At 37.2% G+C, this 26669-nt stretch carries 24 protein-coding genes; 3 read left to right on the top strand and 21 right to left on the bottom strand.

Features of this window, described 5'->3' with window-relative positions; all coding sequences use genetic code 11:
• Positions 1 to 157: 157 nt before the first annotated feature.
• From BM137_RS11360 to BM137_RS02495, 7 genes are all read right to left on the bottom strand, one after another.
• Positions 158 to 469 (bottom strand): hypothetical protein, encoded by a 312-nt coding sequence (locus tag BM137_RS11360; RefSeq protein ID WP_244887624.1) that lies wholly within the window; start codon positions 467 to 469, stop codon positions 158 to 160.
• Entirely contained in the window at positions 436 to 711 is a 276-nt protein-coding gene (locus BM137_RS11355) for a hypothetical protein (RefSeq protein ID WP_244887623.1), read from the bottom strand. Before BM137_RS11355 ends, BM137_RS11360 begins: the two co-directional genes overlap by 34 nt.
• 149 nt (positions 712 to 860) lie before the next feature.
• Positions 861 to 1187, bottom strand: coding sequence for a four-helix bundle copper-binding protein (locus BM137_RS02515; protein WP_092479563.1), 327 nt, complete (start codon positions 1185 to 1187; stop codon positions 861 to 863).
• Between the two features lie 125 nt (positions 1188 to 1312).
• A complete protein-coding gene (locus BM137_RS02510) occupies positions 1313 to 2140 on the bottom strand; it encodes a sugar kinase (protein WP_244887622.1) in 828 nt (275 codons plus the stop codon).
• Between the two features lie 117 nt (positions 2141 to 2257).
• Positions 2258 to 3304 carry a LacI family DNA-binding transcriptional regulator gene (locus tag BM137_RS02505; protein WP_092479562.1) on the bottom strand — a complete coding sequence of 349 codons (1047 nt, stop codon included), beginning with the start codon at positions 3302 to 3304 and terminating at the stop codon, positions 2258 to 2260.
• A gap of 160 nt (positions 3305 to 3464) precedes the next feature.
• Positions 3465 to 4136, bottom strand: coding sequence for a YczE/YyaS/YitT family protein (locus BM137_RS02500; RefSeq protein WP_092479561.1), 672 nt, complete (start codon positions 4134 to 4136; stop codon positions 3465 to 3467).
• A 254-nt stretch (positions 4137 to 4390) separates the two neighbouring features.
• Entirely contained in the window at positions 4391 to 5131 is a 741-nt protein-coding gene (locus tag BM137_RS02495; RefSeq protein WP_218147486.1) for a glycerophosphodiester phosphodiesterase, read from the bottom strand.
• A gap of 212 nt (positions 5132 to 5343) precedes the next feature.
• On the opposite strand from BM137_RS02495, the gene BM137_RS02490 reads away from it, so the two are divergent.
• Positions 5344 to 6219 (top strand): glycerophosphodiester phosphodiesterase, encoded by an 876-nt coding sequence (locus tag BM137_RS02490; RefSeq protein ID WP_092479560.1) that lies wholly within the window; start codon positions 5344 to 5346, stop codon positions 6217 to 6219.
• A gap of 61 nt (positions 6220 to 6280) precedes the next feature.
• Here the strand turns inward: BM137_RS02490 and BM137_RS02485 are convergent, their stop codons facing one another.
• The 14 genes from BM137_RS02485 to BM137_RS02420 form a co-directional block, all read right to left on the bottom strand.
• Entirely contained in the window at positions 6281 to 7243 is a 963-nt protein-coding gene (locus BM137_RS02485) for an ATP-grasp domain-containing protein (protein WP_092479559.1), read from the bottom strand.
• Positions 7244 to 7272: 29 nt separating this feature from the next.
• Entirely contained in the window at positions 7273 to 8529 is a 1257-nt protein-coding gene (locus BM137_RS02480) for a dicarboxylate/amino acid:cation symporter (protein ID WP_244887621.1), read from the bottom strand.
• Positions 8530 to 8875: 346 nt separating this feature from the next.
• Positions 8876 to 9877 carry a glycosyltransferase family 2 protein gene (locus tag BM137_RS02475; RefSeq protein ID WP_092479557.1) on the bottom strand — a complete coding sequence of 334 codons (1002 nt, stop codon included), beginning with the start codon at positions 9875 to 9877 and terminating at the stop codon, positions 8876 to 8878.
• A gap of 32 nt (positions 9878 to 9909) precedes the next feature.
• On the bottom strand, positions 9910 to 10893 hold the full coding sequence (locus BM137_RS02470) for a glycosyltransferase family 2 protein (protein WP_092479556.1): 984 nt from the start codon (positions 10891 to 10893) through the stop codon (positions 9910 to 9912).
• Positions 10893 to 11615, bottom strand: a complete 723-nt coding sequence (locus BM137_RS02465) for a YveK family protein (RefSeq protein WP_177192471.1) — start codon at positions 11613 to 11615, stop codon at positions 10893 to 10895. Before BM137_RS02465 ends, BM137_RS02470 begins: the two co-directional genes overlap by 1 nt.
• Positions 11616 to 11641: 26 nt before the next feature.
• Positions 11642 to 12934, bottom strand: a complete 1293-nt coding sequence (locus BM137_RS02460) for an O-antigen ligase family protein (protein ID WP_092479554.1) — start codon at positions 12932 to 12934, stop codon at positions 11642 to 11644.
• A gap of 37 nt (positions 12935 to 12971) precedes the next feature.
• A complete protein-coding gene (locus tag BM137_RS02455; protein WP_092479553.1) occupies positions 12972 to 13901 on the bottom strand; it encodes a DUF6625 family protein in 930 nt (309 codons plus the stop codon).
• Positions 13902 to 14005: 104 nt separating this feature from the next.
• Positions 14006 to 15178, bottom strand: coding sequence for a DegT/DnrJ/EryC1/StrS family aminotransferase (locus BM137_RS02450; RefSeq protein WP_143084230.1), 1173 nt, complete (start codon positions 15176 to 15178; stop codon positions 14006 to 14008).
• A 36-nt stretch (positions 15179 to 15214) separates the two neighbouring features.
• On the bottom strand, positions 15215 to 17140 hold the full coding sequence (locus BM137_RS02445) for a polysaccharide biosynthesis protein (protein ID WP_177192479.1): 1926 nt from the start codon (positions 17138 to 17140) through the stop codon (positions 15215 to 15217).
• Positions 17141 to 17217: 77 nt separating this feature from the next.
• A complete protein-coding gene (locus BM137_RS02440; protein ID WP_092479551.1) occupies positions 17218 to 18675 on the bottom strand; it encodes an oligosaccharide flippase family protein in 1458 nt (485 codons plus the stop codon).
• 118 nt (positions 18676 to 18793) lie between these two features.
• Complete coding sequence (locus tag BM137_RS02435) at positions 18794 to 20026, bottom strand: glycosyltransferase family 4 protein (protein WP_092479550.1); 1233 nt, start codon at positions 20024 to 20026, stop codon at positions 18794 to 18796.
• A gap of 36 nt (positions 20027 to 20062) precedes the next feature.
• Positions 20063 to 21148, bottom strand: coding sequence for a GNAT family N-acetyltransferase (locus BM137_RS02430; protein WP_092479549.1), 1086 nt, complete (start codon positions 21146 to 21148; stop codon positions 20063 to 20065).
• A 48-nt stretch (positions 21149 to 21196) separates the two neighbouring features.
• Positions 21197 to 21826, bottom strand: a complete 630-nt coding sequence (locus tag BM137_RS02425; protein WP_092479548.1) for a sugar transferase — start codon at positions 21824 to 21826, stop codon at positions 21197 to 21199.
• A 148-nt stretch (positions 21827 to 21974) separates the two neighbouring features.
• Positions 21975 to 22997 carry a GNAT family N-acetyltransferase gene (locus tag BM137_RS02420; protein WP_092479547.1) on the bottom strand — a complete coding sequence of 341 codons (1023 nt, stop codon included), beginning with the start codon at positions 22995 to 22997 and terminating at the stop codon, positions 21975 to 21977.
• A 604-nt stretch (positions 22998 to 23601) separates the two neighbouring features.
• On the opposite strand from BM137_RS02420, the gene glmS reads away from it, so the two are divergent.
• Together glmS and BM137_RS02410 are read left to right on the top strand one after the other, a co-directional pair.
• The gene (glmS, locus tag BM137_RS02415; protein WP_092479546.1) at positions 23602 to 25410 is read left to right on the top strand and encodes a glutamine--fructose-6-phosphate transaminase (isomerizing); all 1809 of its coding nucleotides are present in this window, start codon (positions 23602 to 23604) and stop codon (positions 25408 to 25410) included.
• Between the two features lie 167 nt (positions 25411 to 25577).
• On the top strand, positions 25578 to 26384 hold the full coding sequence (locus BM137_RS02410; RefSeq protein ID WP_092479545.1) for a MurR/RpiR family transcriptional regulator: 807 nt from the start codon (positions 25578 to 25580) through the stop codon (positions 26382 to 26384).
• The last annotated feature ends 285 nt before the right edge of the window (positions 26385 to 26669 follow it).

Genomic DNA, 26669 nt, shown 5'->3' with positions numbered 1-26669 from the left:
TAAAAAAGACACTGAGAGAAAATCTCAGTGTCTTTTTTAATGAATAAGAATCTGTATAACTTCTTTACACTTCAAATCATGTACATATCATCAAGTGGATGTTCTGTTTCTTTCCATTTGCTCCATACAACTATTTTTTTGCTGCTATTTTAACCGACTAAGAGATGTCTTGTTTCTTTATCCATACACAACCAATCGTTTGAGAGGCAGGTACAACTGCTTGATATCTTCCATGATTGTCATACGCTTTAAAGAATAATTTTCCGTCTTGATTGTATCCATATGCATACACCAACAACCAATGATTTTTATAGTTGCTGCCGAATAACTTGGCTGTGCCGACCGCTAGAGGCGTAGGATTTGGCTGATTCAAGACATTCACCACTGTTGTTTCCGGAACTAAACTCATTTTTACTTTCAATTCAGGGATATCTCTCAAGACATAATCCAATCCCATTTTAAATCCCAAGGAAAAGTTCCCTTATATGGAAACAAATCATCAATGACCGATTTTAAGCCGTTCAATAAATTGTCTTTGGCTAAATCAACTTTATATTCTTGTAAAAAAGTATCATGGACTAAAGCTGCACTTGCATAAGTCCCACAAATCCCTGGTTTTACGCGATTGATCCATGTTCGGTATTTTTTAAATCGATAGGGTTTTAACCCTACCCACTTTATTGGAGAAGCAGTTAAACTTTTTTTTTTCATCCCTGTACCATCCCTTGAACATTGTTAAATGATGTTATCGACTTCATTGTTACTGTTAATATACCATACCACACCCGTTACAAGACAGTAGTAAAAAATCACTAGAAGTCCTATGAGAACTCCTAGTGATTCATCTACTAATCTATGATCTATGCTACGTAAGCCCGGCATACTTCAGCACATTCATGACAGACTTTTGCGCATTCTTGGCAATGATCATGGTCGTGTTTCTGGCATTCATCTCCGCAAGCTTGACAAATCTCTGCACATAACTGAATCAATTCTTTTGTAAATCGACTCTCTCTACTAGAAAAACTTGCTACTAAACCGCAAATATCTGCACAATCTCGGTCTAAACGAATGCATTCAGCCATCATTTTTACATGATCTTCTTTCAAACAAGCACTGAAACACTGGTTACAGGTCTCTTGACACTCTAACGCTTTTTGAGCCACTTCTTCTATTGTTGTATTCATACTGCGATCCCTCTTTCATTTTTTAGTTTACAAATTCAGTATAAATAGTCCGTAAAAATGATTCAAATCATACGGGTTAAAAAAGAGCTCTCACTTTTTAGTGAAGAGCTCTTGAATCAGACACTTTAATTTAATGGATTATTTTCTTGAATGTATTTTTCTAACTCATCACGTGAAGGCAACCCTTCATTATCGCCTTGGTTTTGTACTTGCAATGAACCTATAGCATTCCCACGAAGTACGCTATTTTCCATGTCTAATCCATCCAAGTAGGCGCTGATGACTCCAACTGCGAATCCGTCTCCAGCTCCTACTGTATCAACAACTTCTTTCACAGTAAACCCAGGTACATTTTTCATTTCTTGACCTTGTTTTCTTATAAATGCACCGTCAGAGCCGGTTTTAATCACAACATACTCTACACCCATGTCTAAATAAAATTGCGCGATCGTCTCTTTGTCTCTAGAACCCGTTAATTTTTCGCCTTCACTGATTCCGGGAAGGACCACATTTGCATAACGAGCCATGTTGTTCAATACTTTGATCATCGTTTCTTCATTTTTCCATAACTCAGGACGCATATTCGGATCGAAAGTAATGAAACTACCTGCTTCTCTCGCTTTTGCCATCAAATGGTACACCGCTCCGCGAGTCACTCGATTTACAGCAGGAGGTATGCCTGTCACATGCAATAAACGCACCTCAGAAAAATCGATATCCATCACATCTTCAATGGAGAAGTTTGTAAAAGCACTGCCTTTACGGTAGTAAGCTGTAATAGGATCGCCTTCTTTAGTTTTGTTCTTCAACATGATCCCTGTATTCAGTTCTTCATCAAATGTAATATGTTCTGTACCGATTCTTTCATTTTGCAGATATTTATAAATATATTGTCCAAATGGATCTTTTCCTAATTTCGTAAGAAAGTCCACTTCGAATCCAAGTCTGGCCAACCCTGTTCCTACATTGACTTCAGCACCAGCGATCCCTTGGAAAAGGTCTTACCGTCTTCCAATTCTCCATATTCATTTGAAATAAACAACCCCATTGGTTCCCCAATCAAAATTACATCACTCATTGATTTCGTCCTTTCTGTTCCACTCTTCTACTCTTGTAGATTTTCGTATTTTCAGTTCTCCAGGTAATTCCTTATATATAATGGAATACTCTTCTTTGTCTTCATTGATTTTTTGGACCAGTAAAGATGCACTTTCTTTCCCCAAACCATAAGAATTTTGAGCAACCGTTGTGATCCCTGGACTAATGATGGAAGCAGCCAAAATATCGTCGAATCCGCAAATGCCATAATCGACAGCTATTCTTTTCCCCATTTTTTCGATTTCTTTCAATACGTTCAGTAAAATCAAACCATTTGCAGCAATCAAAACTCGAGGTTCGGGCAGCTTAAAGAAACTTTCTATCGCTTCAATCAACAAGTCAGTTTGTCCTTTCGCCATCACATATTGTTTCATCTCGATTTCTGAATGGTCTTTTAAGACATCTTCTAAAGCTTGGGATCTACTTTGTTGAACGGTATTGGATTTTATAGTCGGCGTAAAATAGCCAATTGAAGCAAAGCCCTCTTCCACCAAATGTTGCGTCAGCTCTTTGCTGAGATCGTAATTATTTGAGGTGATACAGTCATAGCTTTTATCCGACATGGATTTGTCTAACAATACAATGGGAACGTGTTCATTTTTCAACGATACTAAATAATCCTCATTCTCTCCTACTGTATTGATGACCAATCCATCTACTCGATTATCTAAAAAACGTTGGATATGCTTTTGTTCCCGTTCTTTTGAGCCGTCGGAAACGGCCACCATCAAAGAATAGTTCAACTCATTCGCACGGTCTGATAATCCCTTAATGATCGTGTTCGAAAATGGATTTTCAATATCTGCAATGACTGCTCCAAGGAGCATACTTTTTTGTGATTTTAAAGACCGCGCTATATTGCTTGGTCGGTACTCCAATTCTTTAATCACTCTTTCAATCGTCTGACGAGTATCTGCTGACATATAATCGAATTTCCCGTTCAAATAACGAGATATAGTCGTTCCACTGACGTTTGCTGCTTTAGCAATATCTTTTAAAGTCACTTTCTTTTTAGCCAAAATGCCACACCTGCTCTTTTACTGAATTATTTTGTGTATCGATTTCGTTAATCGGTTTTAGAAATCGTTATCATTTATTTAAGTGTATGCTTTAAAAGATAGTTTGTCAACTCGTTTCCGGATTCTTCTTTATTTAAAAAAGATCAGCTCAGCTGATCTTTTACATCATCTTTTTCGCAACTGGTGTGAGCTTAATATGGTGGAGTGGAAAAACACGAGAAATATTCAAGTAGATAAAATTCATCATTGGAGCAAATAACAACGCACCGATGATTGTCCCTTCACGTATAAAGAAAGAACCGCCAAATAGCAAAGAAAGTGTTAAAGAGGCAATAATAAGAATGATGTCTGCGGATTGTCTGATTTTTCCAAAACTAGCTTTTGCACGCTTACTGATGACCATACACAGAGATTCTAATGGGAAACTGACGAAGTCTAACGCTGTACACAACCCTACTCCTAAAGCAGCTGTTAAGTTGCCTAAGATGACCAATAAGACATTCATATAGTATTCTTCTAAAACAAGAGAAGGCAATACAACATAAACCATTGTATTGATAACTTCGCCGATTAATAGAGATAAAGGGATTTGCATCAACTGAAACAGTTTGAAATCACGTTTTTGAATTATCCATTGCACAAATACCAACAATACATTAATGATAACTGAGACGGTCCCTACTTTGATCGTAGTCAATTCACTGATTCCGCTGTTGAAAGCATCTACTGCTGAAACGCCTATAGCCGCTTTGATACACAAACTTCCGCCTATACCTACTAAAGTTGTGCCTAAAACTACACAGATCACATTCATCATTATTTTTCTCGTCACACACTTCACTCCTGTTCCATTCTATTACCCAACACTATACGTAAAAGAACTGATGAATTCAAGGTAGAATACCAAATACACCAAATTGTCAGATTTGTACTTTCATTTCAAATTCAGATGACATATGTATTTCCTGACCAGTTGATTAGATAAACGCACTTTTTTGCATGCTTTTAACGTACAGAATTGTTTGAATAACACCAAAAAGGCAGCTTTTTTTTCAGCCGCCTTTTTGGTGTTTAGCATAGAATCTTTTATTTCGATTCTGCTAGTACTTTATTTAATTTATCTGGATAATTTGTAATGATGCTCGTCACACCAGATTGGACCAAGTTTCTCATTTGCTCTTCTTTATTGACTGTCCAAGTGTTGATTTCTAGATGACTCTCTTGGATATTTTTTAAGACTACAGAATTCTGCAACGTATAGTGAGCAGGATGAACACATTCTACCCCGACTTTCCTAGCATATTCTCCAAAGTCAACGAGCCAATCCGAAGATAATAAGCCGCATTTGATTGTCGGATCTAATGCTTTCAATTTCTGGATAGTGTAATGGTTGAATGAAGAAAAAATGATTGTATGCTGCAATTGATATTCTTGGATGAGTTTTACCACCATTTCCTCAATACCCGCATATTCAAATACATTCGTTTTTAATTCTATATTAGTCACTAAAGGTTTTTCTTTTACCCAATCGAAGTACTCTCGTAAGGTTGGTATTTTTTCCTTGTCATGGATTTCAGGAAACTTGTGAGCCGCATTGAGCTGCTCCAGCTCTTTTAGCGTCTTATCTTTGACATACCCTTTTCCATCCGTTGTTCTATTAACAGTAGTGTCATGAATCACGATCAATTCTTGATCTTTCGTCAATTGAATATCAATCTCGATACCGTCCACTCCTACTTCGAAAGCTTTTTGAAAAGCCAGCATAGTATTTTCCGGATATTTTCCGCTGAATCCTCTATGAGCAAAGTTCAAAGGTTTCTTTTGCACTCTCTTCAACTCCTTTTTTTACCAATTTACATTTATTATATCATAGCTACTATTTTCATATTTTTGTAGACACTTTTAACGACTAGTTTTTAGAATTCAAATCTTCTACTAAATTTACCTATATCTTTTTAAGATTTTATAAAAAATTACGTTAGCTAATAAGTTTTTGTGTAAAATAGAGATGAGAAGCAAATAATGAAGGAGCCAATTAAATGAAAAAAATAGGAGTTGGAATAGTTTTATTAATAGGAAGTATTCTCTTTTTAAAAACAATAGTTCAAGAAGATACAGTTGAAACCTTAACACAAAATGAATCGCAACAGTTTTTAATAATAGGTCATCGCGGAGCAAGTGGCTATGCCCCTGAGCATACGTTAGAATCTTATCAGTTAGCTACTGAAATGGGCGCTGACTACTTGGAAATTGACTTACAACAAACAAAAGATGGCGAATTGATAGCCATGCACGATGAGAGCCTTGAACGTACGACAAATGGTAAGGGTTTAGTGAAGTCTTATACTTTAAAAGAGTTGCAGCAATTGGATGCTGGAAGCTGGTTTAATGAAAAGTTTCCTAATAAAGCGCATGAAAACTATATCGGATTAACTGTACCTACTTTAAGAGAAGTTTTTGAAAGATTTGGAACTTCTGTTAATTATTATATTGAAACTAAATCGCCAGATGACTATAAACACATGGAACAAAAGTTATTAAAACTAGTAGATGAATATCAACTAGTGGATAATACATCGAACAATAAAGTTATTATCCAATCTTTTAGTCAAAAAAGTCTCGAAGCTGTTCATGAAATCTGCCCAGATATCCCTTTAATTCAGTTAGTTCAATACAACGAGAATGCCATTATTTCTCAAGAAAGAATCACAGAGATAAAGAAATATGCTATAGGTATTGGAGTAAACTATAAATCAGTAACTGAATCGTTTGCGCAACAAGTTCGTCAAGCAGGCCTCGAATTACATCCTTATACAGTTAATTCTGAAGATGAAATTTTAGATTTGATTGATATCGGCGCTACTGGTATCTTTACCGACTATATTGACATAGTGCCTTCAGAATACAAACTATAAAAAAATTCTTCCTGATGAAAAATCACAGGAAGAATTTTTTACGATTTTAAACTAAATAATCTTAAACTTCTACAGCTGCTGTTTTTTCCAACTCATTTTTCAAATACGTTGCTAATTGCAACATAGCATATTTGCCAGCTTCTCTTTCGGCGTCTGCATTGTAATTTGTATTGGTGTTTACATCATACGCATACCTTTGACCGCCTTCGGTTTCGATGAACTCAATCGCTGCCACGTCAATACGTTGTTGTTTTAAGAATGCTTCGTATAAGTCGATTTGAGCTTGTGGTAATCCATCTTCTTTGATTTTAAATTTACTTGGTGTCAACTCTTCAGGTTCTTCTGCTGGGCACATTTCTGTTCCAATAGGAATTTGGCAATTATCTGCTGGACAAAGTTCAAAACCATCACTGGAATCAACTTTTACAGCATAAAAGAATTTTCCGCCAATAAATTCAGAACGGACAATGTTTCCATCAGCTGGGCGAACGTATTGTTGGATCAAGCTGATTCCATCAATAGAATCTTCAAATTCCGGCCCATAAACATAGTCTTTCAGATCTTGGATTGTATACATCAAACGTACTCCGAGCCCTTTTCCGGCACGATTGTGTTTGATGATAAATGGAAAACGATTCAACTTTTCAGCTGCTTGGATAATATTTTCTTTTCCTACAGCACCAATAGTTTCTGGAGTGTTGATTCCGTTTGTTTTCAATGCTAAATGTTGTTTTAATTTGCTGACTTCTAATTCAATTGCTCCGGTACCATTGATTACTGTAGCTCCATAGCTTTCTAACCAATGCAATAAATTGTCTGTCAATTCTGGAGCATAACGATGACCTCTGGTATGAGAAGAAGCACTCATACGATTATAAAAAATACCTTCTGGCGGTGCAGCTTGAATATCTACTAACCCTTCAGATAGATCCCAGTTTTCATAAGGTACGTTCAATTCGTCTAATCGAGCTGTCAAGTGTCTTGTCCAATCATCATTTTCGTGAATAATATAAACTTTTTTCATATTTCATGTCCACTCCATTTCTTATCTTCTTATTTTACCAAATTTGAGCTCTCTTTTTCATTCAAAACGCCTGAAGGAACAAATTTCCCTTCCGTTTTCGCGATAACTACTGGTGCTAATGCATTTCCTACAACGTTCAGCGCTGTACGTCCCGCATTGACAAAAAAGTCGATCGATACCAGCAGCGCAACTCCTTGTGGCGGCAAGCCTAATTGAGTAGCAGAAGCTAATAAAACAACAACTGCTCCTGATGGGACTGCTGCAATACTTTTAGTGATAATGGTAAGGAAAAAGACCAATGCGATATAATCAGTGACGTTTAAAGAAGCACCGTATAAATTTACTACAAACATGACGGCTAATGTCGTATAAACAGCTGCTCCTCCAAGATTAAAGGAATAACCCAGAGTAGTAACAAACGACGCCACTGAACTCGGAACACCGAACTTCTTCAATCGATCAATTAAAGATGGCAACACTACACTGGAACTGCCGGTTGAAAAAGCTAATAAAGATAAATCACTTGTTTCTTTTAACAGAGAAAAATAAGGAACCTTAAATCCTAGACCGATTATCGGGTACACTACAAATGCTACAACAGCATACGCTAGATAGGCCCAAATAACAAACTGACCTAGAGACAATAAATTACTGACTCCGTAAGTAGCCACATCATACGCTAAAAATCCAAATACTCCAATCGGTGCAACGGCAATCGCGTAATTGACCATTTTGAACATAGCACTTATCCAAGCATCAAAAAAATCTAATACTGGTTTTGCTTTTTCTTGAATAGTGACTAGAGAAATACCTAAGAAAATACCGAAGAAAATGATCGGCAATAAATTGCCGTCCGCAAACGCTTGGAAAACATTGCTTGGGATGATTCCTAAAATGAATGTTCTAAAATCAATACTGTTGGCAATCCCATCCAAAGCTTCCGTACTGATGGAATCGATCAATAGACCGTTCCCTACGTTGCTCAAAGCACCGATAATCAGCGTTAAGACAATCAAGAATGTCGTTACCACAAAAAAATACGCAAAAGATTTAAATGCAACATTGCCGAATCGTTTTGCTTTGCTGATTTCTACAATCGCTAATACGATCAAAGGAAAAATCAACGGCACAATGACCATTTGAATAAAATTCATAAATAAAGTACCTAAAAATTCCATTTCCATTCCTACAGCTGGGCTTAAATAACCTAATAAAGTCCCGATAACGGCTCCTATAACCACTTGGATCATTAGGCTGGGCCTTTTCAATTGTCCTCTTTTTTCCACATTCTTCCACTCCTCTTTATAAAAAACAAAAAAGTGCATGAGAAAATAAATTCTCATGGACAGTCTACGTTCATAATTGGTTTAATCTAAAAAGCCTACAGTTTTCCCTAAAAACCGTAACATTCTGTTATTTAATAGAACACAAAAAGACTATTTAGCTGAAAGAAACCGCATACGATGTCAACTGATTACATGAGTTTTTGATACAACATGAACAACAACAGTTAAACATCAACATTTGGTTTCCTCCTTTTTTATTGAATCATTTTTTATGTTTCGTTTGTTTAAGCGCGCACTTAAGTGAAACTGGAACAATCTTAACAAAGGTTCACTGATTTGTCAAACATTAAAACAGCCAATTTTTGACACTCATTAGTAAGGAAGAATGCTGTATTTTTTTAAAAAAGTAGTCATTCTTTCTGATGATGGAGTAACTCAACATTTTCCAAGTAAACGGCCGACTATACGCCCTTAAAGATAATTTGTAAAGTATTCTTTTGATTTCTATGGTACGTTCTGTCCCAGATAATGATTCATCCGTAATAATGCCTGGGATGAGTATGTCCAATAGGAATGTTTCATAAGCATTTTTTCCAAAACTATCTCGATGCTCTGACAACCACTCTTCACTAAAACGCCAATGGTTCGCTAGTCCAATCCGTTTTTCTTTTGGCACATCTGAATGATAGATCACCATCGGTTGATTCACTTGAAGAACTTGCAAATCAGGTAGTTGATCTACTTTCAACAGCCAGTCCCAGTCTTGGTGTTTGGGCAGTCCTTTTGTGAAAGGATATTGCAACAGCAAATGTCTTGGTGTGAGGATGGTTGAAGTTTGAATCAAACCGATTCTTTTTAATCCATTCGCTTCAAATAAGTAGTCAGCTATTCTTTCTTTACGACTATCTAAATAAGTTACGATCGGCAGTTGTTTGTATTTTTTTTGATCGCTCGATTCATAGACATAAATGGACGTAAAACAAACGAACGAGTCTTTTTCAGTTAAAGTATATTCTTTAATCAAATTTAATTGAGCAACAATTTTATCCCCTAACCATTCGTCATCGTCGTCGAATAACGCGATAAAGTCTCCTTGAGCTTTTTGGGCGCCGATATTCCTAGCTTCACTTCCCCCTACTTTCTTTCCTGTTTCGATCCATTGCAGAGAAATCCCACTTTTATTTTTGTAAGAATCTATCAGTTCAACAGTCTTGGATGACATTCCATCTATGACCACAATAATCTCTAAATTGTCATAACTTTGTTTCAACACACTTTCTATAGCTCTCTTTAAATAATATGGCCGTTCTATAGTTGGTATGATGACACTGACTAAAGGATGATCCATTTAACTTCTCTCCCCTCAGGTCCTTTTACTGGCTATCCTCGTACTAGTCGATACAAATCATACGAATAATGAGTAAAAGATCTATTTAATGAAAAGCTGTGAAGCAGTATTTTATCCACTAATTTAGCTTGTTTTAATTCCGAACTGCCTTTCAGCGTTCGAAAATGGAGATTAAAATTTGAAACCAATTTATTTTTGTATCCTTGATCGATTTGATTTTTACTGTGCATCAAATCAATGTATAGAAAAATACAGATTTTGCATAATTCAATTCTTGCCCAGTTTTGATATTGAGGCGAGTGAAGCAAACACTGCTGCAACAAATATTCTCCGGCTTCTAGTCGATCAAATTTTTTCTCGGTGAATTGAGCCCCCATGATACTTTCTTTTCGCTGCAAATAATGATAATGACACTTAGGAGTGTTCACCATTCTTTGAATGTGCAGTAAAGCGTCTGTCAAGATAAAAACATCTTCATTGTTCTTACCGACCTTAAAACGCAGTTCTTCAAATAACTCAACTTTATACAATTTGTTCCACACCACAGAACTAAATTCATTTGTTATATAATACGCTTTTTCAACTTCTGATTTAGTATCGAATCGTCTGTCCCCAAAGTGGATTTCACGTGTGATTTTCCCTTGCCCGTTGATCAATGTATAGCCGCATTGTACAACCTCTGCTTGATAGGAGAGAGCTAAATGAAGCATAGACTCATACATGTGACTATCGATCCAGTCATCACTATCGACAAATCCAATAAACTTTCCTTTAGCATTATCTAATCCAACATTTCTAGCGGAACTTAGTCCTCCGTTCTCTTTATGGATAACTTTTACTCTCGAATCCAGAAAAGCATATTCCTCACAAATAACTCCAGAGCTGTCTAGCGAACCATCATCCACTAGAATCACTTCAATTTGTTTATACGTTTGGTTTAATATGCTTTCAATGCATCGTTGGACATATTTTTCAACATTATATACTGGAACAATGATACTGATTAAAGGATTCATTAATATGACCTCCCATTCATCTGGTTCTTAGTTACAAAGCCTGCATCCCCTACAGTTTCTATAGAACTGATCACTCCAATAACATTCCACTTTAATAACTGAGGAATCATCTTTTCAGTACGGATTTTTTGATCTGCTAAAGTCATGATCAGCGCATAAATGGTTCCGAAAAGCATCCCAATCAATCCACCCAAGATTGTATGGAAAGGCACATTTGGATAGATAGAAGAGGAACTGCTTTTTGCTGGAGATAAAATAGCTACATTTTCTATACTGATCACTTCCATGATATTTTTTTGGAATGAAGCAGCTATTTCGTTAGCAATCAATGCGGCTTTATCTGGGTGATCTGCAAAAGCTGTCAGAGAAAATACTTGAGAATTTTCTTCAATGGTGACTTCGATTTTCTCTTTCAACTCCTCTGCGGTAAATTCATTCCCTAGATTTTCTGCAGCATCATCTAATACTATAGGATCTTGTATGACATCCCGATAAGTCTGGATCATTCGCAGATTGGTTTCGATTTCTCCTAATTCTATCGCTTGAGAATCCGAAACCCCTTGACAGACCAAAAGATTGGTAGAGGCTGAGTATTGCGGCGTCATAAGATATGTACTAGCTAGAAAAGCTGCTATTGCAAAAGCAGCACCACCAATAAGCAGCACATACCAATTATTTTTAAGGACCAATAAAAGTTCCATTAAACTAATCGTACTTTTCATCCGTATCCCTCCACTTATTCTGTTCTTCATCTGTCTTTTTTTGTTGTGTGGTTTTTTTCCTTTAGTTCTACCGAATACCACACTGCCATCCCTAGCAGAAGCCAAAAAATACGGGAATTATTAAAAGAGAGGGACAGCGAACTGACTAAAAAAGCAACCAGCATTTCTTTTGTAGTAAGGTGGACTTGTTTATTTTTCCCTTTAGAAACCGAAATAAAAAATACTCGAGTAATGTAATACATCATAAAAAGGGTTATAGGTATACCCCATTCTCCTGCCATTTGCAAATACGTATTGTGAGCAAGATTTCCCATAGGGCTCATCCCTTGAACAACCGTTAAGTAGTTGGCTGTATTTCCTACTCCTAATAAAGGAAATTCTTGAATCAAATCCATTGCGATGACCCATTGCTCCTCCCGCCCAGACCCATTTGCTGTAACGGCTTGGTCAAAGTCTGTCAGCAAGAGTTCTACTCTGGAAAAAACTGGGAACTTATCGGAAATCATTTCTAAAAAGCTGCTTAAAATCGCTTGGATATTTGGAAGAAAGAAAAACACCACAAACAAGCAAATGAGGTTGAAAATCAGTTTCCTCACTTCAATTTTGCCTTCCAGAAAAGTATTGAACATCCAAAAGACAAGCAAACATCCTAATGTAAGAAACCCAGTTTTCGAACCGGAACTAAAAATAGAAAGAATTAGTATAGAGATCGAACCGATTTTGAATAAACTAGGCAGAGGTTTATAACGCAATAGGATCGCTATCGCTGCACATTGAATGACCGAAAAGTAATTTGGATCATTCATCAGCCCCTTCAACCTCACTTGTTCATAAAATAATAAATCGACCATTTGAGGAATAGGCACAAGAGAAAAAATAATCCCTAAACAACCCAATATTACAGCTGCGATCGCAAACCATTTAAAAAGCGTTTGACTCAATCCGTTTTTTGCGATCAAGTAGCCAACCAAAAAATACAAAAAGCTGACCACTACCTTGATATAATCCGTCAATACAGCTCCTGCATAAACAGGGATTTGGTATAGATTCGGGATGACAAATACCGCATTTATAAAAATCACAACTGAAAAAAGCAAAAATACCAAGATGTGAGTGGATGATATATGGAACAAATTATAATTGATCAGCGCTCCAATAAATAAAACAATGAAAAAATCAGCCAATGAAATATTCATTCCAAATAGTACATCTGATTGATTCAACAAGGCTCCTATGAAATACGTCATCACAATCAGTACACTGCTTCCTGTAGAACTTTTAGTGGATTTACCGAGTTCTATGGGTCGTGAAACCATCATTTAAAGACTCCTTTCTTTCCTATAATGGGTTACTTTTTTACAACATCAACCCCTTAAGAGTACGTTTTACTTTTATAGGGGTGATGCCTTTAAGCCGTTTGACATGATACTGAAAGGCTTGTTTGTAATTGGCCTTATTGATTTCGACCGTTTCATTAGAGGAGTAAAATCCGTAAGCAGAAATGACAAAAGCTTCTTCTTTTGTCAGTGAGGAAGGGGGCGTTGGGAAAGCACGTTTTTGTAGATGGATATAACTGTATTCTCGTTGCTGGATTTCTCCATTCTCTTCCCAGCATTTGTAAACATGTCCGTTTCTCCATTGGAAGAACTGATTTTTATGATGCTGATCATCCCCAAACAAAACATTTCTAAAATAAGGAGACTGAGGAAGAATATCTGCGTATCTAGGATTATTGTATTGCCGCAACCCATATTTCTCGTACAACAAATTGATTCCCCATTCATCAAAGTACATCACTTCAAGAACTTGAATACAGTACCTGAAGCTCGTATCTTTATCTCCTATCAAATCGAATGAATGATTGACTTTTTTCGTATTCCGGTAAAGGATAAGATGTCCGTCCATAAAAATCTTATCGTATTCGGTTAAGATTTCTTCTGTAATGAATTGTCTTAAATTGCCAAAAATCAAATCAATATCACAATGTCCCCAGAAATCATACTCCTCTAAATAATCAGCAAATATTTTTCCGTAAGCAGGTTTGTAGTCGCATAATTTATACGGATCGAGTAAAGCAGCTGAGGTGTTTAATTTGTAAGAAATCAGGCTTTTCAACTGATCAAATGTCATAGACACTATTTTGACGTTACTTGGCAATTCTTCAACTTCATTATCTGTAAAAATCAACCAATCGATAGATGGATTGAATGCACAGCTTTTCAAAAATAAGTCAAAATAGTTAGGGAATTCCCCGAAGTACGGCACAATTAAACCGATTTTTTTCATTTAATGTCACACTCCTCTTTCGGTACTTAAGATGGAAAGCGAATGATTTATGGAAAGGAAAATCTTGTTTGATGAATGTAAAGCAGATGTTTTTTAGGAGGGGGTTATACAGCTTTTACTGTTGCAGGTTGCTTATTCAACACTTTTTTCAGTGCATCAATGACTCTGTATTGATCATCTTCTGTCATGTTCGAGCCACTTGGCAAGCAAATTCCAGTGGTGAATAAGGCTTCGGAAATAGGCATTTCATTTGGTCGATGAGCATAGAAAGCTGTGTGTTTAAAAACAGGTTGGAGATGCAGCGGTTTCCACAACGCTCTTGTTTCAATACCTTGTTCATTCATTTCCACCATCACGTCAAATGGGTTGGTCTTGATAACTGCTGGATTTATCAACATCGTTGTCAACCAACGATTGGATTTTGTATTAGCTAGTTCAGGCATGAAATGAAGACCTTCAAGAGATTCGAGTTCTGCTGTATACCGTTCAAAAACAGTTCGTCTTTGTTGAACTCTCTCGTCTAAAATGGCTAATTGAGCTCTTCCTACTCCTGCCAAGATGTTGCTCATCCGGTAATTATATCCGATTTGACTGTGTTCATAGTGTGGCGCGGCATCCTTTGCTTGTGTGGCCAAAAAGCGTGATTTAATCAGCAGTTCTTCGTCATTGGAAACCATCGCCCCGCCTCCTGAGGTCGTAATAATTTTATTTCCATTAAAGGAGTAGATACCGATTTTCCCAATACTGCCGCTCTTTTTGCCTTTATACTCTGCTCCCAACGATTCGGCAGCATCTTCTACAATAGGCACTCCATAAGCATCTGCGATGACACAAAGTTCATCCATTTTTGCGCTTTGACCATACAAGTTGACGACGATAATGGCTTTGGGCAGGCGATTAACTTTTTTCGCTGCAACCAGCGCACGTTCTAAAGCTTCAGGAGACATATTCCAACTGTCCAATTCGGAATCAATGAACACCACTTCTGCCCCTAAATATACTGCCGGGTTTGCACTGGCAATAAATGTGAATGTGGAACAAAACACAGTGTCCCCTTTTTTCACTCCCAGAGTAGTTAAAGCTAAGTGAATTGCTGCTGTACCAGAACTGGTTACAGAAGCTCCAACAGTCCCAGAATACCTGGCTAATTCTGTTTCAAAGTGATTGACATTAGGTCCTAAAGGGGCTATCCAATTGGTCTCAAAAGCTTCATCAATATACTTTTGTTCATTTCCAGACATATGAGGTGAAGACAATAAGATTTGTTTTGATTTCATCATAGTATTTTCCTCCCGTTCTCTTCATCGTTAAGATTAAGCCGGCGCTAGAGACTTCTCTTTTGCAGCAGAAAATTCTTTGGAAAACGGCTGGTTCATTTGGACAACTTGTGCATCTTTTTCAACGATAGATTTTTCGCCCACTTTAGCAAATTGAATCAGCTTTTCTTTGTATTCTTCAGGCTTGCAACCTGCTAATTGGTCTAAAAAGAAGAGGACATCTTCCATTGGACGATTGACAGCTTTTCCAACAAAAATCTTATCGTAAACTTTTTTATCGGTTCGTTCATTGGCAACCAAGAGTTCTTCATATAACTTTTCTCCCGGTCTGATACCCGTTTCCACAACAGGGATTTCCTCTTCTGAAAATCCGCTTAATTTAACGATTTTCTTCGCCAGTTCTACGATTTTGACTGGATTCCCCATGTCTAAGACAAATATTTCTCCTCCTTGAGCTAACGCACCTGCTTGAATCACCAATCGGCTCGCTTCCGGAATCGTCATAAAATAACGTGTCATTCGAAAATCGGTTACCGTTACAGGGCCACCATTTCTCACTTGTTCTTCAAACAGCGGAATCACACTGCCTCTGCTGCCTAACACATTTCCAAATCGCACAGCGGCAAACCTTGTTTTCCCTTTTTCATTCAAGCTTGTAACGATCATTTCTGCGATCCGCTTAGTGGCTCCCATGACATTTGGCGGATTGACTGCTTTATCTGTAGAAACCATGACAAATGTTTGGACATTGGCCGCCTTAGCAGCTTCCGCCATATTTTTAGATCCAAAAACATTGTTTTTTACAGCTTCAATCGGATTGTATTCCATCATAGGAACGTGTTTGTGAGCCGCTGCATGATACACGATATCTGGTCGATAGGTTTGCATCACTTCAAAAATTCTTTTTCGATCTTGAACGTCGGCTATTACAGGAGACAATTCAATGCGGCTTCCATATTTTTTAGACAGCTCTCTATGGATTTGATAAATAGAATTTTCTCCGTGCCCAAGCAAGACGATTTTTTTGGGTGAAAATGTCGCTACGATTCTGCAAATTTCTGAGCCGATTGATCCGCCGGCACCGCTGATCAAAATCACTTTTCCGCAAATAGAATTCGATAAAGCAGTCGTGTCCAACTCGATCTCTTCCCTGCCCAATAAATCGACTACATCGATCGATCTGAAACGACTAACGGTCAACTTGCCATTCATGACATCTTCTATGGATGGAATAAGGTTTGCTGTAACACCGCTGCTATTGCAAATGCCTAAGATTCGATCCAGCTCTTCCGGGCTTAAGCTCGGGGCGGCGATGGTGATTTGTTCTATTTCATACTGTTTGACCAGTTCTGAAATGTCTCTTGTGGTTCCCAAAATTTTTACCCCATAAAAGTTCAATTGTTGTTTTGCAGCATCATCATCTACCACTCCAACCAATTGAATATCAGAAGGATGACTTTGGATACTTTTGATAAAAATACTGCCGCCATCTCCTGCGCCGACTACTAAAGTACGAATCTGCCTTTTCGTTAAGCCGTTCTTTTCAAATGAAACTCTCAGTTCAAAAAAGATGCGGAACAAAATGTGTCTACTGCCTACAATCAATAAAGAAAGTAAATAGACCAACAAGTTCAAGCGCATGCTGCTGAAAGAGAGAATAAACGGTGTAATTACGACCACTACAAGAAAAGAAATCGTCAAACTCATAAACAATGTGATTAAATCTTTAACCCCTGTATAACGATACAACGTCGCACATAAATCAAATTTCAACGCTAAAATCGAATAAACCAGTATAAATAAATTTGCAACGACAAAGAACGTTTCTACTGGGATAAGAATGTAAGGATCCAAAAAGATGTAAGACAGTACGGTCGCTAAGTAAATCATGCTGTTGTCTAGCCCTAAAAAAGCCACTTTACGTATCGCGACTCTGTGTTGCCGGAAGAACAGTTGACTCATCTCTTTGATCGAATAGTTTGGAAGTAGTTTAGTTCGAGGTTTTTGATTCATCGCAATCTCTCCTTATTTATCTTAAATTATTGGATGACTTTGCTGCTTACATCTTTCATTTTTAAGAATAGACGAAGAAAAATGGTTTTGACTAAAGGCACCTTTAACACGAGACACATACCTGTATAAATGACGACGCCTATCATCAACTGAATCAAATTGGTCAGCATATTGGGCGCTAAATGACGGGTCAGAAAAACAATTCCAATATACATAGTCACTGCAGCTGTTACATACTTTCCTATCAAGCGATAATCCAATGCAAACTGTATTTTTCTTCTTAGGTACATCAAGCGATAGGTTGTGACAAACATCTCTACTAAAATCGTCGTCAAGATGGCTCCCAATGCTCCAAATGAAGGGATCAGTAAGAGATTCAAGACAACGCTCATTCCAGCGCCTAAAAAAACAGAAAAAGTATATGTTCGAGTGTTTCCAGTCGGCAGCAAATAAAGATTGGAAACGGACATTCCTAGAGGAACAGCAATGATCACAACAGAATAAATGGGAATCAACTGAATCAAGCCTAAAAAATCTTGACCAAAAAACCAAGGAACCAAAGAAGAAATGACTGCGCATAATCCAAATACAGCAGGAATTGAAATAAACAACTGCCCATGAATCACATCGCTTAAAGAGGTTTTAATAAGCTGGAGTTGCTGATTGGCAAAAAGATTGCTCATTCTAGGCAGCATGACATTATTGATAGTGGATATCATCGTAACGATCGTAGTACTCAATTTGACGGCATTTCCATAAATCCCTACTTCTACTTCGCCGGAAATCACACCTAAAATGGTTTGATTCAATGTGCTGTACAGGGTGATGGCGATTTGAGGAATGAAATAAACCCACATCTGCTTCAAATGGTGCAGTAAAGAAGAGAGTTCGATGTGCTGAAAACGAACGTATTTACGAGCGAATATCCATATGACCGCTTGAGATAAGGTGTTGGCAAAAGCAATGATAAAGACGTATAAATACAGATCTGAATAATCTTTGATGAACAAAACAATCGACAAGAACATCAATACTTGTATCGATAAGTTTGATAAGGTTACTTTTTTAAAATCTTCCAGTCCCATGAAAAACCAGGAAATATCAAACAACACGGCTAAAATATGAAACGATTGAAGAAAGTAAATAAAAATATTCCCTTCAAAAAATAGATGAACCAATACGAAATAGCCGATGAGGGAAGTTCCGGTTGTCAGGATTTTTAAAATGATCAGTTCTGAAAAAGTACGTGTCAACTTTTCAGAATCATCTCTGACTATGGCAATTTCTCTATTCCCATAAATGCCTATCCCCAGACTGGAAAACAACACAAAATACTCTGCAATTGATCCGGAAAATAAACTGATACCAATTCCTTTTGAACCAAGGGCGTTGGAAACAATGGGAATTGTGATGATTGGCATCAAAATACGAATCGTTTGAAATAAGACTTGATAACCTAAATTTTTTTTTATGCTTTTTGGCAAAAGTAACACCTCAAATCTTACTAGAGTCAGGCTCCAGTAGTTTATGCTGTTCTATGAAAAGAGTGGTTTTTAAAAAAGCTGGTACATCAAAAGAGGATAAACGAGGATTTTTTCTGGTTTATTGCGTAGTAGTCTTCGCAGAAGAAGCTGCATGTTCTTTTTTCAGTTCATCTTGCTCAATGAGATGGAAAACTTTTTGATAGATAGCTTGTAACGTATCGTTAACGTGGTGCACACTGTAACTTTTGATAGCTCTTAAATTTTCTTTACTAAAGGCTGTTCTTTTTTCTTTGTCTTGATGCAATTCTATGATTCTTTCAACAAAACGATCTGTATCATCTATATCGACTACAAATCCATTTTCCCCATCATGGACCAGATCCCTGTTCCCTCTGCAATCAGTCACTACTAACGGCAATCCAATCGACATCGCTTCCAACACATTTACCGGAAGTCCTTCTTGTCTGGAAGCGGAGACTACAACATTTGATAAAGACATCAAGTCATTGACATCCCTCCTGAAACCCAACATATTCACTTGGTCCTCAATACCTAGTTCGTGGATCAAGGAATGATACTCATACAATTTGTCTTCATCCCCATCACCTACTAACAGCAATCTGGCAGTCGGAACAGTCTCCAGTAATTTCGGCATCATTGAAATGAGCATGTCTTGGTGTTTTCGATAACTTAATTCTGCTACATAGATCAAAATAAATTCCTCGTCTTCATATCCATACTGCTGTCTCAAGTATTTTCTTTTGGATTCAGTAACTGGTCTGAACTTTAATGGATTGATCCCTACACCTGGAATCATTTCGATTATTTTCGTTTTGAACTGATGGGAATGTGCCGCAGAATAATCTTCTTGGTTGATCGTGATCAAACAATCAGTGTACTTAGACAACATTTTTTCAATTGTATAAAAAATTGCCCAATTCTTTAGCGGTGCTCCTTTAAAAAAGTGAAATCCATGAGCTGTATAGACTACTTTTGTTCCAGATTCTCTCACTTTTCTGGAAGCTAAACGAGTTAATACTCCGCCAATCGGTGTGTGGCAATGGATCATAGAAAATTGTTCGGTTTCAATAATCTCCTTCATTTGATGGTAGGCTCTTTTATTTTCTACATGAAAGGGATCGCGATGGATAGGCAAAGAATAGGAAATAACTCCTCTGTTCAATAACTGCTCTTTGAACAAATTGATCCGCTCTTGTCTCAATGCATCCGTATCTTTGAAATTAGCCATTACATGAACTTCATTCCCCATGTTTTGCAACAATTCAATATTAGGCAGCAGGAACGCTTCAATCATTTCAGAAACAGAAGCAACGATTAAGACTTTTCTCATAGCTGTACTCCTTTCTGTCTTTTTATCAGCTAACAGCTAACTGCGGTAGATCGGGAAATAATCAGAGGGTCCGTTAGAAAATTTTCCAGCAATCTGTGCTAAAAAATCACTCTTAACTGGATCGTGGAGTTTTTTTCCGATATAAAAATCTTTTGGTTCTGATTTAGAGAAACTTTTTTTGAAGCGGAATAAAGAATCTCCTTCTGATTCATGTCCTCCGCCTAAATGAAAGCTTTGGTAACCCTGTTCGCTTCCCCATTTGGCAATTTCGTAGAACAATAGGTTGTTCGGTTTCAAATGACGGTATTCTGATAAGGATCCTGAAAAATGATGATGAAGAAAGTGATCGAAGCTCAAAATCAATGCGGAGGCAATGATTTTATCTTGATAGTAAGCATTCGCTACTATCAGATGTGACGATTGGTGAAGTTTTATATCGTCAAAAAAGTGGGGGTTGAAAAAGTAATAATCCGAAGCTTGGTTATGTGTCATCGTAGAATGGTACATTTGCTTAAATGCTTCTAACGTCTCTACTCGATCATTTACAACTACTGTTATCTCATTTTTTTCAGCCTGACGAATTTTATTTCGACACCCTGAAGTTAAATTTTGAGTAAGAAACTCTACACTTTTTAGGTCTAAGCAAATCGTTTTTTTATTTGGTGTGACCGTACAATAATCTGCAAAAAATTCATGAGTATTCAACAAAGGATGAAAACGGTCAAATTGAGAAACAATCCCTTTTTCTTTGCAGTATGCTGAAAAAATTTCTTGGAAATCATGTTTGAGTATTTCTATCACACTACTAAAATCATATAAAGGATTTACTTCTACCAGCGGACCTCCATATCCATAAACACCGCTGATGTCAAAGTAGGTTCGGTTAGGAATCTTCCCTTTCAAGTGAGCAGATTCAGCAATATCACGATACATAAAGGGATAAGCTGCTTTACCTAAATACGACTCAAAATAAAACAATATCGGCTCTCCATCACCATTTTTTCGAAACGGCTGCATATAGTCATAAGTGAAATAAATATCTTTTTCTTGAAACAAACCAATTGCTTCGTCCCATTCTGATTTTTGCGTGATTTCTTTGGTCAACATACTTTTTTGTATCATACATACGCCTCTTTTCTAAATAAATCGATAACGGAAGGATGTTCATGCCTATTTTGATCTGCGCATTTGGTTCATTCGGTAGACATCAAAATCTGCTAATTCTTCCGATTCGTCTTCTATCACATCAGAGCCAGACAGTACTTTTTTTATCGTTAACAAAACGATTTTAGTGTCCAATTTAAAAGACAACTGATCAATGTAATCTAGGTCTAATGCGAACCGCTCTTCCCAAGTTAAGGAGTTTCTCCCATTGATTTGAGCCCAGCCGCTTATGCCGGGCTTCACTGAATGACGCTTGGTCTCTTTTTCAGTATAAAAAGCTAAATACTCCGGCAATAGCGGCCTAGGTCCAATGAAGCTCATTTCTCCTTTTAAGATATTGATGATCTGAGGCAACTCATCCAAACTTAACTTTCGAATCCATTTTCCGCAATGCAGCATTCGTTCAGAATCAGACAATAAAGTTCCTTTTCGATCTGTGTTTGAATTCATCGTTCTCAACTTATAGATATGAAAAATCTTTTCTTCTTTTCCAACTCGTTTTTGAAGGAAAAAGACTGGACCAGAGGGGTCTTCCAATTTAATGCAGATTCCGCAAAAAAGGATGATTGGCCATACAAAAAAGAACAGGATCAACGCGCCAATAACATCGACTAAAGGTTTAACGGTCTTGTACATAACCAGTTCCCTTCTTTCTTTTCAATTGAGTTTTATGGTGGATGAGGATTTTTTGAGTTTTTTGAGAAGTGGTTTTCGTGGTTGTGTTGCGAGTAAGGGTAATGCGAAGTTGTATGGATTTTAAATCTGTTTTTGGAATTTTTTGATGTTAGGAGCGGTATAAAGGAAAGTACGAGTTAGATGGATCGAAGTTTGGTTCTTTAGAACGTTGTTGGACTAACTGTTGATAAATAGTGGAATCATGGACTTTTTTACCGATATAAAAGGGGACATCTCCAGTGGTCTTAGCAAAGCTGCGTTTGAAACGATAGATACCGTCATCAGGTTCGTAACCCCCTCCGAGTATATAATAGTCAACCTGTTTTTCTTTCAGCCATTCCATACTTTTGATTTCTAAAAAGGTTGTGGGGTTGTAAGTAAAATAATCGCTCAAGGTCCCTCCTAGAAATCCATAGCTGTAAGTTGATCCATAAAGGGTTAATCCGGTTGCGATTACTTTATTTTCCAGCAAAACATGGACATAGACGTAATGACCTTCCATTTCTTGATTTAAGCGTCTAAAGAAATCTTCATCAAAGTAATAATAATTATTCGCACCGTTTCTGTCCATAGTAGAATAGTAAACTGTTAAGAAATCATCTAACCGTTCTCCTGATGTATCATAGATAACCTCAAAGCCTTGTTGCTGTGCTTTCTTCATAGTTCTTTTAACGCTTTTACTACAATCTTGGAGAATAGGCTCGCGCAAGTCTTTGACAATATTCATTCCGGAAAAGACTGCTTCCCCATAAAATCTATTCACAACTTCTTTATTTTTCAGCAAATGAAACCGGATGAATTCACTGACAATTTTTTGTTCCTTGCAGTGTTGGGCAAATGCTTTTTGGAATTCTACGATAAGCTTCTCAGCATCTATAGCTGCTACAATATTCGGTCCTCCATAGCCATAAGGAGTAATGATATCATAATATTGTTCGCCGCTAATTAAGTAAGGGACCGATCTTTTCAGATATCTATACTGAATTTCGCCATAATCTGAACAGTATGTGAACAATTCTAACGAAGCTTGTTCTTTTTCCTCGTACAATGCTCCATAACGTCCATCAAAATAAACATCCGCGACCTGCTTTTCGGGCAACTCTGTGACAATTCTTTTTCTCGTTTCTTTCATACATTAGACCTCTTTTCTTTGTGATTTGGCAAACTCAAATAAACTGCTGTATTTTCTTACAAAATAATAGTGCACCAAAAAAACAAAACAAACGAACTAATAGAAAAAGATACTTGTGTTGGATCCATCTAGATGAGAAAAAGCGGTAAAATCTGAGGTTAAAACTGGAGTAAAATCAAAAAGGTGTGTTTTTTAATTTGCATAGAGTATAGCACGTTTTCAAAAAGGAGAAAAACGATAACCTTTTTCGACTTTTTTTCTCCCTCTAAATGTGTCGTTTTTTTGACAAAACAAAAAAATCCCTAGTTGACTCAGGTTAAATCAACAAGGGACTTTTTAGTTATTCTGATAGACATTCCCTCTCTAGAAGCACAATACTCCCCCTCTCCGATTAAACGTCTATACCAATTTAAAATAAAAAAGAAATAAATGTTTGACTTCTATTTTTTGGTGCTATATTATGTAACTGTTCTCGTTGTTTTGCCTCCAATTTATTGTCTATACCAATTTATCGTAGTATTGTATTTGGTTAGATACAGGTCTGACAACTACTACATTAGAAAAGTTCATAAAAAAAATCATAAAAAGAAAGTTGGAACAGCAAATGTGCGGAATCGTTGGGTATATCGGAAATAAAGATGCAAAAGAAATTTTATTACATGGTTTAGATACTTTAGAATATCGTGGTTATGACTCAGCTGGAATTTATGTAATGGATGACAGTCAAACTGGTCATTTATTCAAAGAAAAAGGACGTATCGCTGCTTTACGCGATAAAGTCGATCAATCAGTTGCTGCTTTTTCAGGAATCGGCCATACACGTTGGGCTACTCATGGAGCACCTAGTGTAGACAATGCTCATCCTCATCAATCAAACAGCGGTCGTTTTTCGATTGTCCACAACGGAGTAATTGAAAATTTTGCAGAAGTTCGCGACGCTTATTTGCAAGATGTTGAACTGCACAGTGATACAGATACTGAAATCATTGTTCAATTGATTGCTTGGTTTGCGGAGTCTGAAGAATTAGACACGATGGATGCTTTCAAAAAGGCTATCGTTGCTTTGAAAGGTTCTTACGCTCTTGCTTTAGTGGACAATGAAAATCCTGATGTGATTTATGCAGCAAAAAACAAGAGTCCTCTATTGTTAGGTACAGGTGATGGGTTCAATGTTATTTGTAGTGATGCAATGGCTATGATTAGAGAAACAAATCAATTCATCGAGCTGATGGACGGTGAAGTAGCTACATTATCACATGAAGGCATTCAAATCGAAACCTTGGCTGGAGACGTTATCGACCGCGCTCCTTATACAGCTCACTTAGATGCGAACGATTTAGGAAAAGGTACTTACCCATACTATATGGCTAAAGAAATTGATGAGCAGCCTGCTGTTATGCGTAAAATCATCCAAAACTACCAAAATGAACAAGGCGAACTAGAAATGGATCCAGAGATCTTAGATTCTATTCTAGCTAGCGACCGCATTTATATCGTTGCTTGTGGCACAAGCTACAATGCTGGTTGGGTTGGGAAACAATTGCTTGAAAAAACTACCAATATCCCGACCGAAGTTCATTTATCGAGCGAATTTGGTTACAATATGCCATTATTGACGGAAAAACCATTCTTCATTTTCTTATCACAAAGTGGAGAAACTGCCGACAGCCGTCAAGTGTTGGTTCAAGTAAATGAAATGGGTTATCCGTCTCTTACACTGACAAATGTGCCAGGCTCTACTCTTTCTCGTGAAGCTCAATTTACATTATTACTGTATGCTGGTCCGGAAATCGCTGTAGCATCAACAAAAGCTTACACAGCTCAAATCGCTGTCATGTCTATCTTAGCTGAATTGACTGCAAAAGCAAAAGGTTTACCTGTAGAAATGGATGTTGCTCATGAATTAGCTATCGTAGCTTCAGCTATTGAATCTGTGATTGATGATAAAGAAATCTTTGAACAGTTATCATTGACTCATTTAAGCACTAGCCGCAACGCTTTCTACATTGGACGCGGAATCGACTACTACTTAGTGATGGAAGCTTCATTGAAATTGAAAGAAGTTTCTTACGTTCAAACGGAAGGTTTCGCTGCTGGGGAATTGAAACACGGAACCATTGCTTTGATTGAAGACAATACTCCAGTCATCTCTATCATCACAGACAAAAAAACAGCGGGACACACTCGTGGAAATGCGCACGAAGTTATTTCTCGCGGAGCACACAGCATGATCATTTCGATGGATGGATTAAACCAGCCAGAAGATGCGTATGTATTGCCAAAAGTTCATGAATTGTTAACTCCGTTAGTGAGTGTCATCCCGACTCAATTGATTGCTTACTATACTAGTTTACACCGCGGCAATGACGTGGATAAACCAAGAAACTTAGCTAAAAGTGTTACAGTAGAATAATCGACTCAATGAAAAGCCAGGTAAGAATTATTTCTTACCTGGCTTCTTTGTCCCCAAAATATAAAGAGTTCTTAGCTAGTACTTGCTTTGGTAAAGAATCACTTATTTTTTCCTTTTAGAGTGGTATACTATTAGTAAAGACATTTATACTTTTTGGAGGATGACTTATGCAGAATCTAAACTTTTCCAATCGAATATCACAAAACTATTCTTTGCTGTCTAAGAAAGAACGCAATATAGCAGAATTTATTTCCAAACATTTGCCAGAAATCACGCATTGGAATATCAAAGACCTCGCAAAATTAACGGATTCCTCAATTTCGACTATTTCTCGATTTTGTCATAAGGTCGGCTACACTAGTTTTGCTGAGTTCAAAACTTTCGTCGCTCAAGAATTAAATACGGAGCAAAATGAAAAGTTGGAAGTTCCTGAAACGATTGCTTCTTATTATAATCAATTGATCCAATCTTCTACTGAACTGATGGATATCCATCAATTAAGAGCTTTGGTCAATACCATTGATCAAGCTAACAAAATTTTAATTTGCGGGCTAGGCAGTTCCGGGTTGAGCGCTGAGGAATTAAAAAGCCGATTGATCCGGATGGGGTTGAATGCCGACGTAGCTTTAGATCCCCATAAAATGCTGATGAGCGCTTCTTTACTAGATGAGAATGATCTCTTTATCGGCATCTCCAATTCAGGAACTTCTCAGTCGGTCATTGAAGCCGGAAAGGCAGCAAATCAAGTTGGAGCTCCCGTCTTTACGATAACGAATCGTAACCATACCCCTCTTACAGAAGTTTCGGATGGCGTGTTGTTTACTTCTGAAAATCAATACATTACAGATGAACGTTTCATTAATAGCCAGATCTCCATCATCTTTATTTTAGATATCCTCTGCTACTCTTTGTTAAAAAATCCAACATACTTAGACAACAGAAACAAAACACTTCAAGCACTAAAATTAAAATAATACATAAAAGAAGTTCACCTAAAATAGGTGAACTTCTTTTATTGAGTGAATGAACAGTGAAAAACTCTATTTAATTGAATTTATAGATCTATTAGTCAAGTGATCATAAAAAATGCTAGTACTTGATCAATAGCATCCTCCTATTAATCAAGTGCTCAATATAAGTTCATCTACTTGATTAATAGACCATCTCTATTAGTCAAGTGAACCTGACTCACTGAATTACTTGACTAATAGATTTCCTCTCACAAAAAAATAGAGCTCCCACAAGAGTGAGAGCTCACA

It is taken from the genome of Desemzia incerta (assembly GCF_900115825.1).
Classification (GTDB): domain Bacteria; phylum Bacillota; class Bacilli; order Lactobacillales; family Carnobacteriaceae; genus Desemzia; species Desemzia incerta.
Note: the sequence above shows the minus strand (reverse complement) of the source record. Positions and strands in the feature narration are given on the sequence as shown.

What these genes read in the sequence shown, in the direction of transcription:
- BM137_RS02470 (WP_092479556.1), bottom strand. Translation starts at nt 10,893, where the DNA reads ATGAATCCTTTAATCAGTATCATTGTTCCAGTATATAATGTTGAAAAA.
- BM137_RS02465 (WP_177192471.1), bottom strand. Translation starts at nt 11,615, where the DNA reads ATGAAAAGTACGATTAGTTTAATGGAACTTTTATTGGTCCTTAAAAAT.
- BM137_RS02460 (WP_092479554.1), bottom strand. Translation starts at nt 12,934, where the DNA reads ATGATGGTTTCACGACCCATAGAACTCGGTAAATCCACTAAAAGTTCT.
- BM137_RS02430 (WP_092479549.1), bottom strand. Translation starts at nt 21,148, where the DNA reads ATGATACAAAAAAGTATGTTGACCAAAGAAATCACGCAAAAATCAGAA.
- glmS (WP_092479546.1), top strand. Translation starts at nt 23,602, where the DNA reads ATGTGCGGAATCGTTGGGTATATCGGAAATAAAGATGCAAAAGAAATT.
- BM137_RS02515 (WP_092479563.1), bottom strand. Translation starts at nt 1,187, where the DNA reads ATGAATACAACAATAGAAGAAGTGGCTCAAAAAGCGTTAGAGTGTCAA.
- BM137_RS02410 (WP_092479545.1), top strand. Translation starts at nt 25,578, where the DNA reads ATGCAGAATCTAAACTTTTCCAATCGAATATCACAAAACTATTCTTTG.
- BM137_RS02445 (WP_177192479.1), bottom strand. Translation starts at nt 17,140, where the DNA reads ATGAGTCAACTGTTCTTCCGGCAACACAGAGTCGCGATACGTAAAGTG.
- BM137_RS02420 (WP_092479547.1), bottom strand. Translation starts at nt 22,997, where the DNA reads ATGAAAGAAACGAGAAAAAGAATTGTCACAGAGTTGCCCGAAAAGCAG.
- BM137_RS02425 (WP_092479548.1), bottom strand. Translation starts at nt 21,826, where the DNA reads ATGTACAAGACCGTTAAACCTTTAGTCGATGTTATTGGCGCGTTGATC.
- BM137_RS02490 (WP_092479560.1), top strand. Translation starts at nt 5,344, where the DNA reads ATGAAAAAAATAGGAGTTGGAATAGTTTTATTAATAGGAAGTATTCTC.
- BM137_RS02455 (WP_092479553.1), bottom strand. Translation starts at nt 13,901, where the DNA reads ATGAAAAAAATCGGTTTAATTGTGCCGTACTTCGGGGAATTCCCTAAC.
- BM137_RS02450 (WP_143084230.1), bottom strand. Translation starts at nt 15,178, where the DNA reads ATGAAATCAAAACAAATCTTATTGTCTTCACCTCATATGTCTGGAAAT.
- BM137_RS02485 (WP_092479559.1), bottom strand. Translation starts at nt 7,243, where the DNA reads ATGAAAAAAGTTTATATTATTCACGAAAATGATGATTGGACAAGACAC.
- BM137_RS02475 (WP_092479557.1), bottom strand. Translation starts at nt 9,877, where the DNA reads ATGGATCATCCTTTAGTCAGTGTCATCATACCAACTATAGAACGGCCA.
- BM137_RS11355 (WP_244887623.1), bottom strand. Translation starts at nt 711, where the DNA reads ATGAAAAAAAAAAGTTTAACTGCTTCTCCAATAAAGTGGGTAGGGTTA.
- BM137_RS02435 (WP_092479550.1), bottom strand. Translation starts at nt 20,026, where the DNA reads ATGAGAAAAGTCTTAATCGTTGCTTCTGTTTCTGAAATGATTGAAGCG.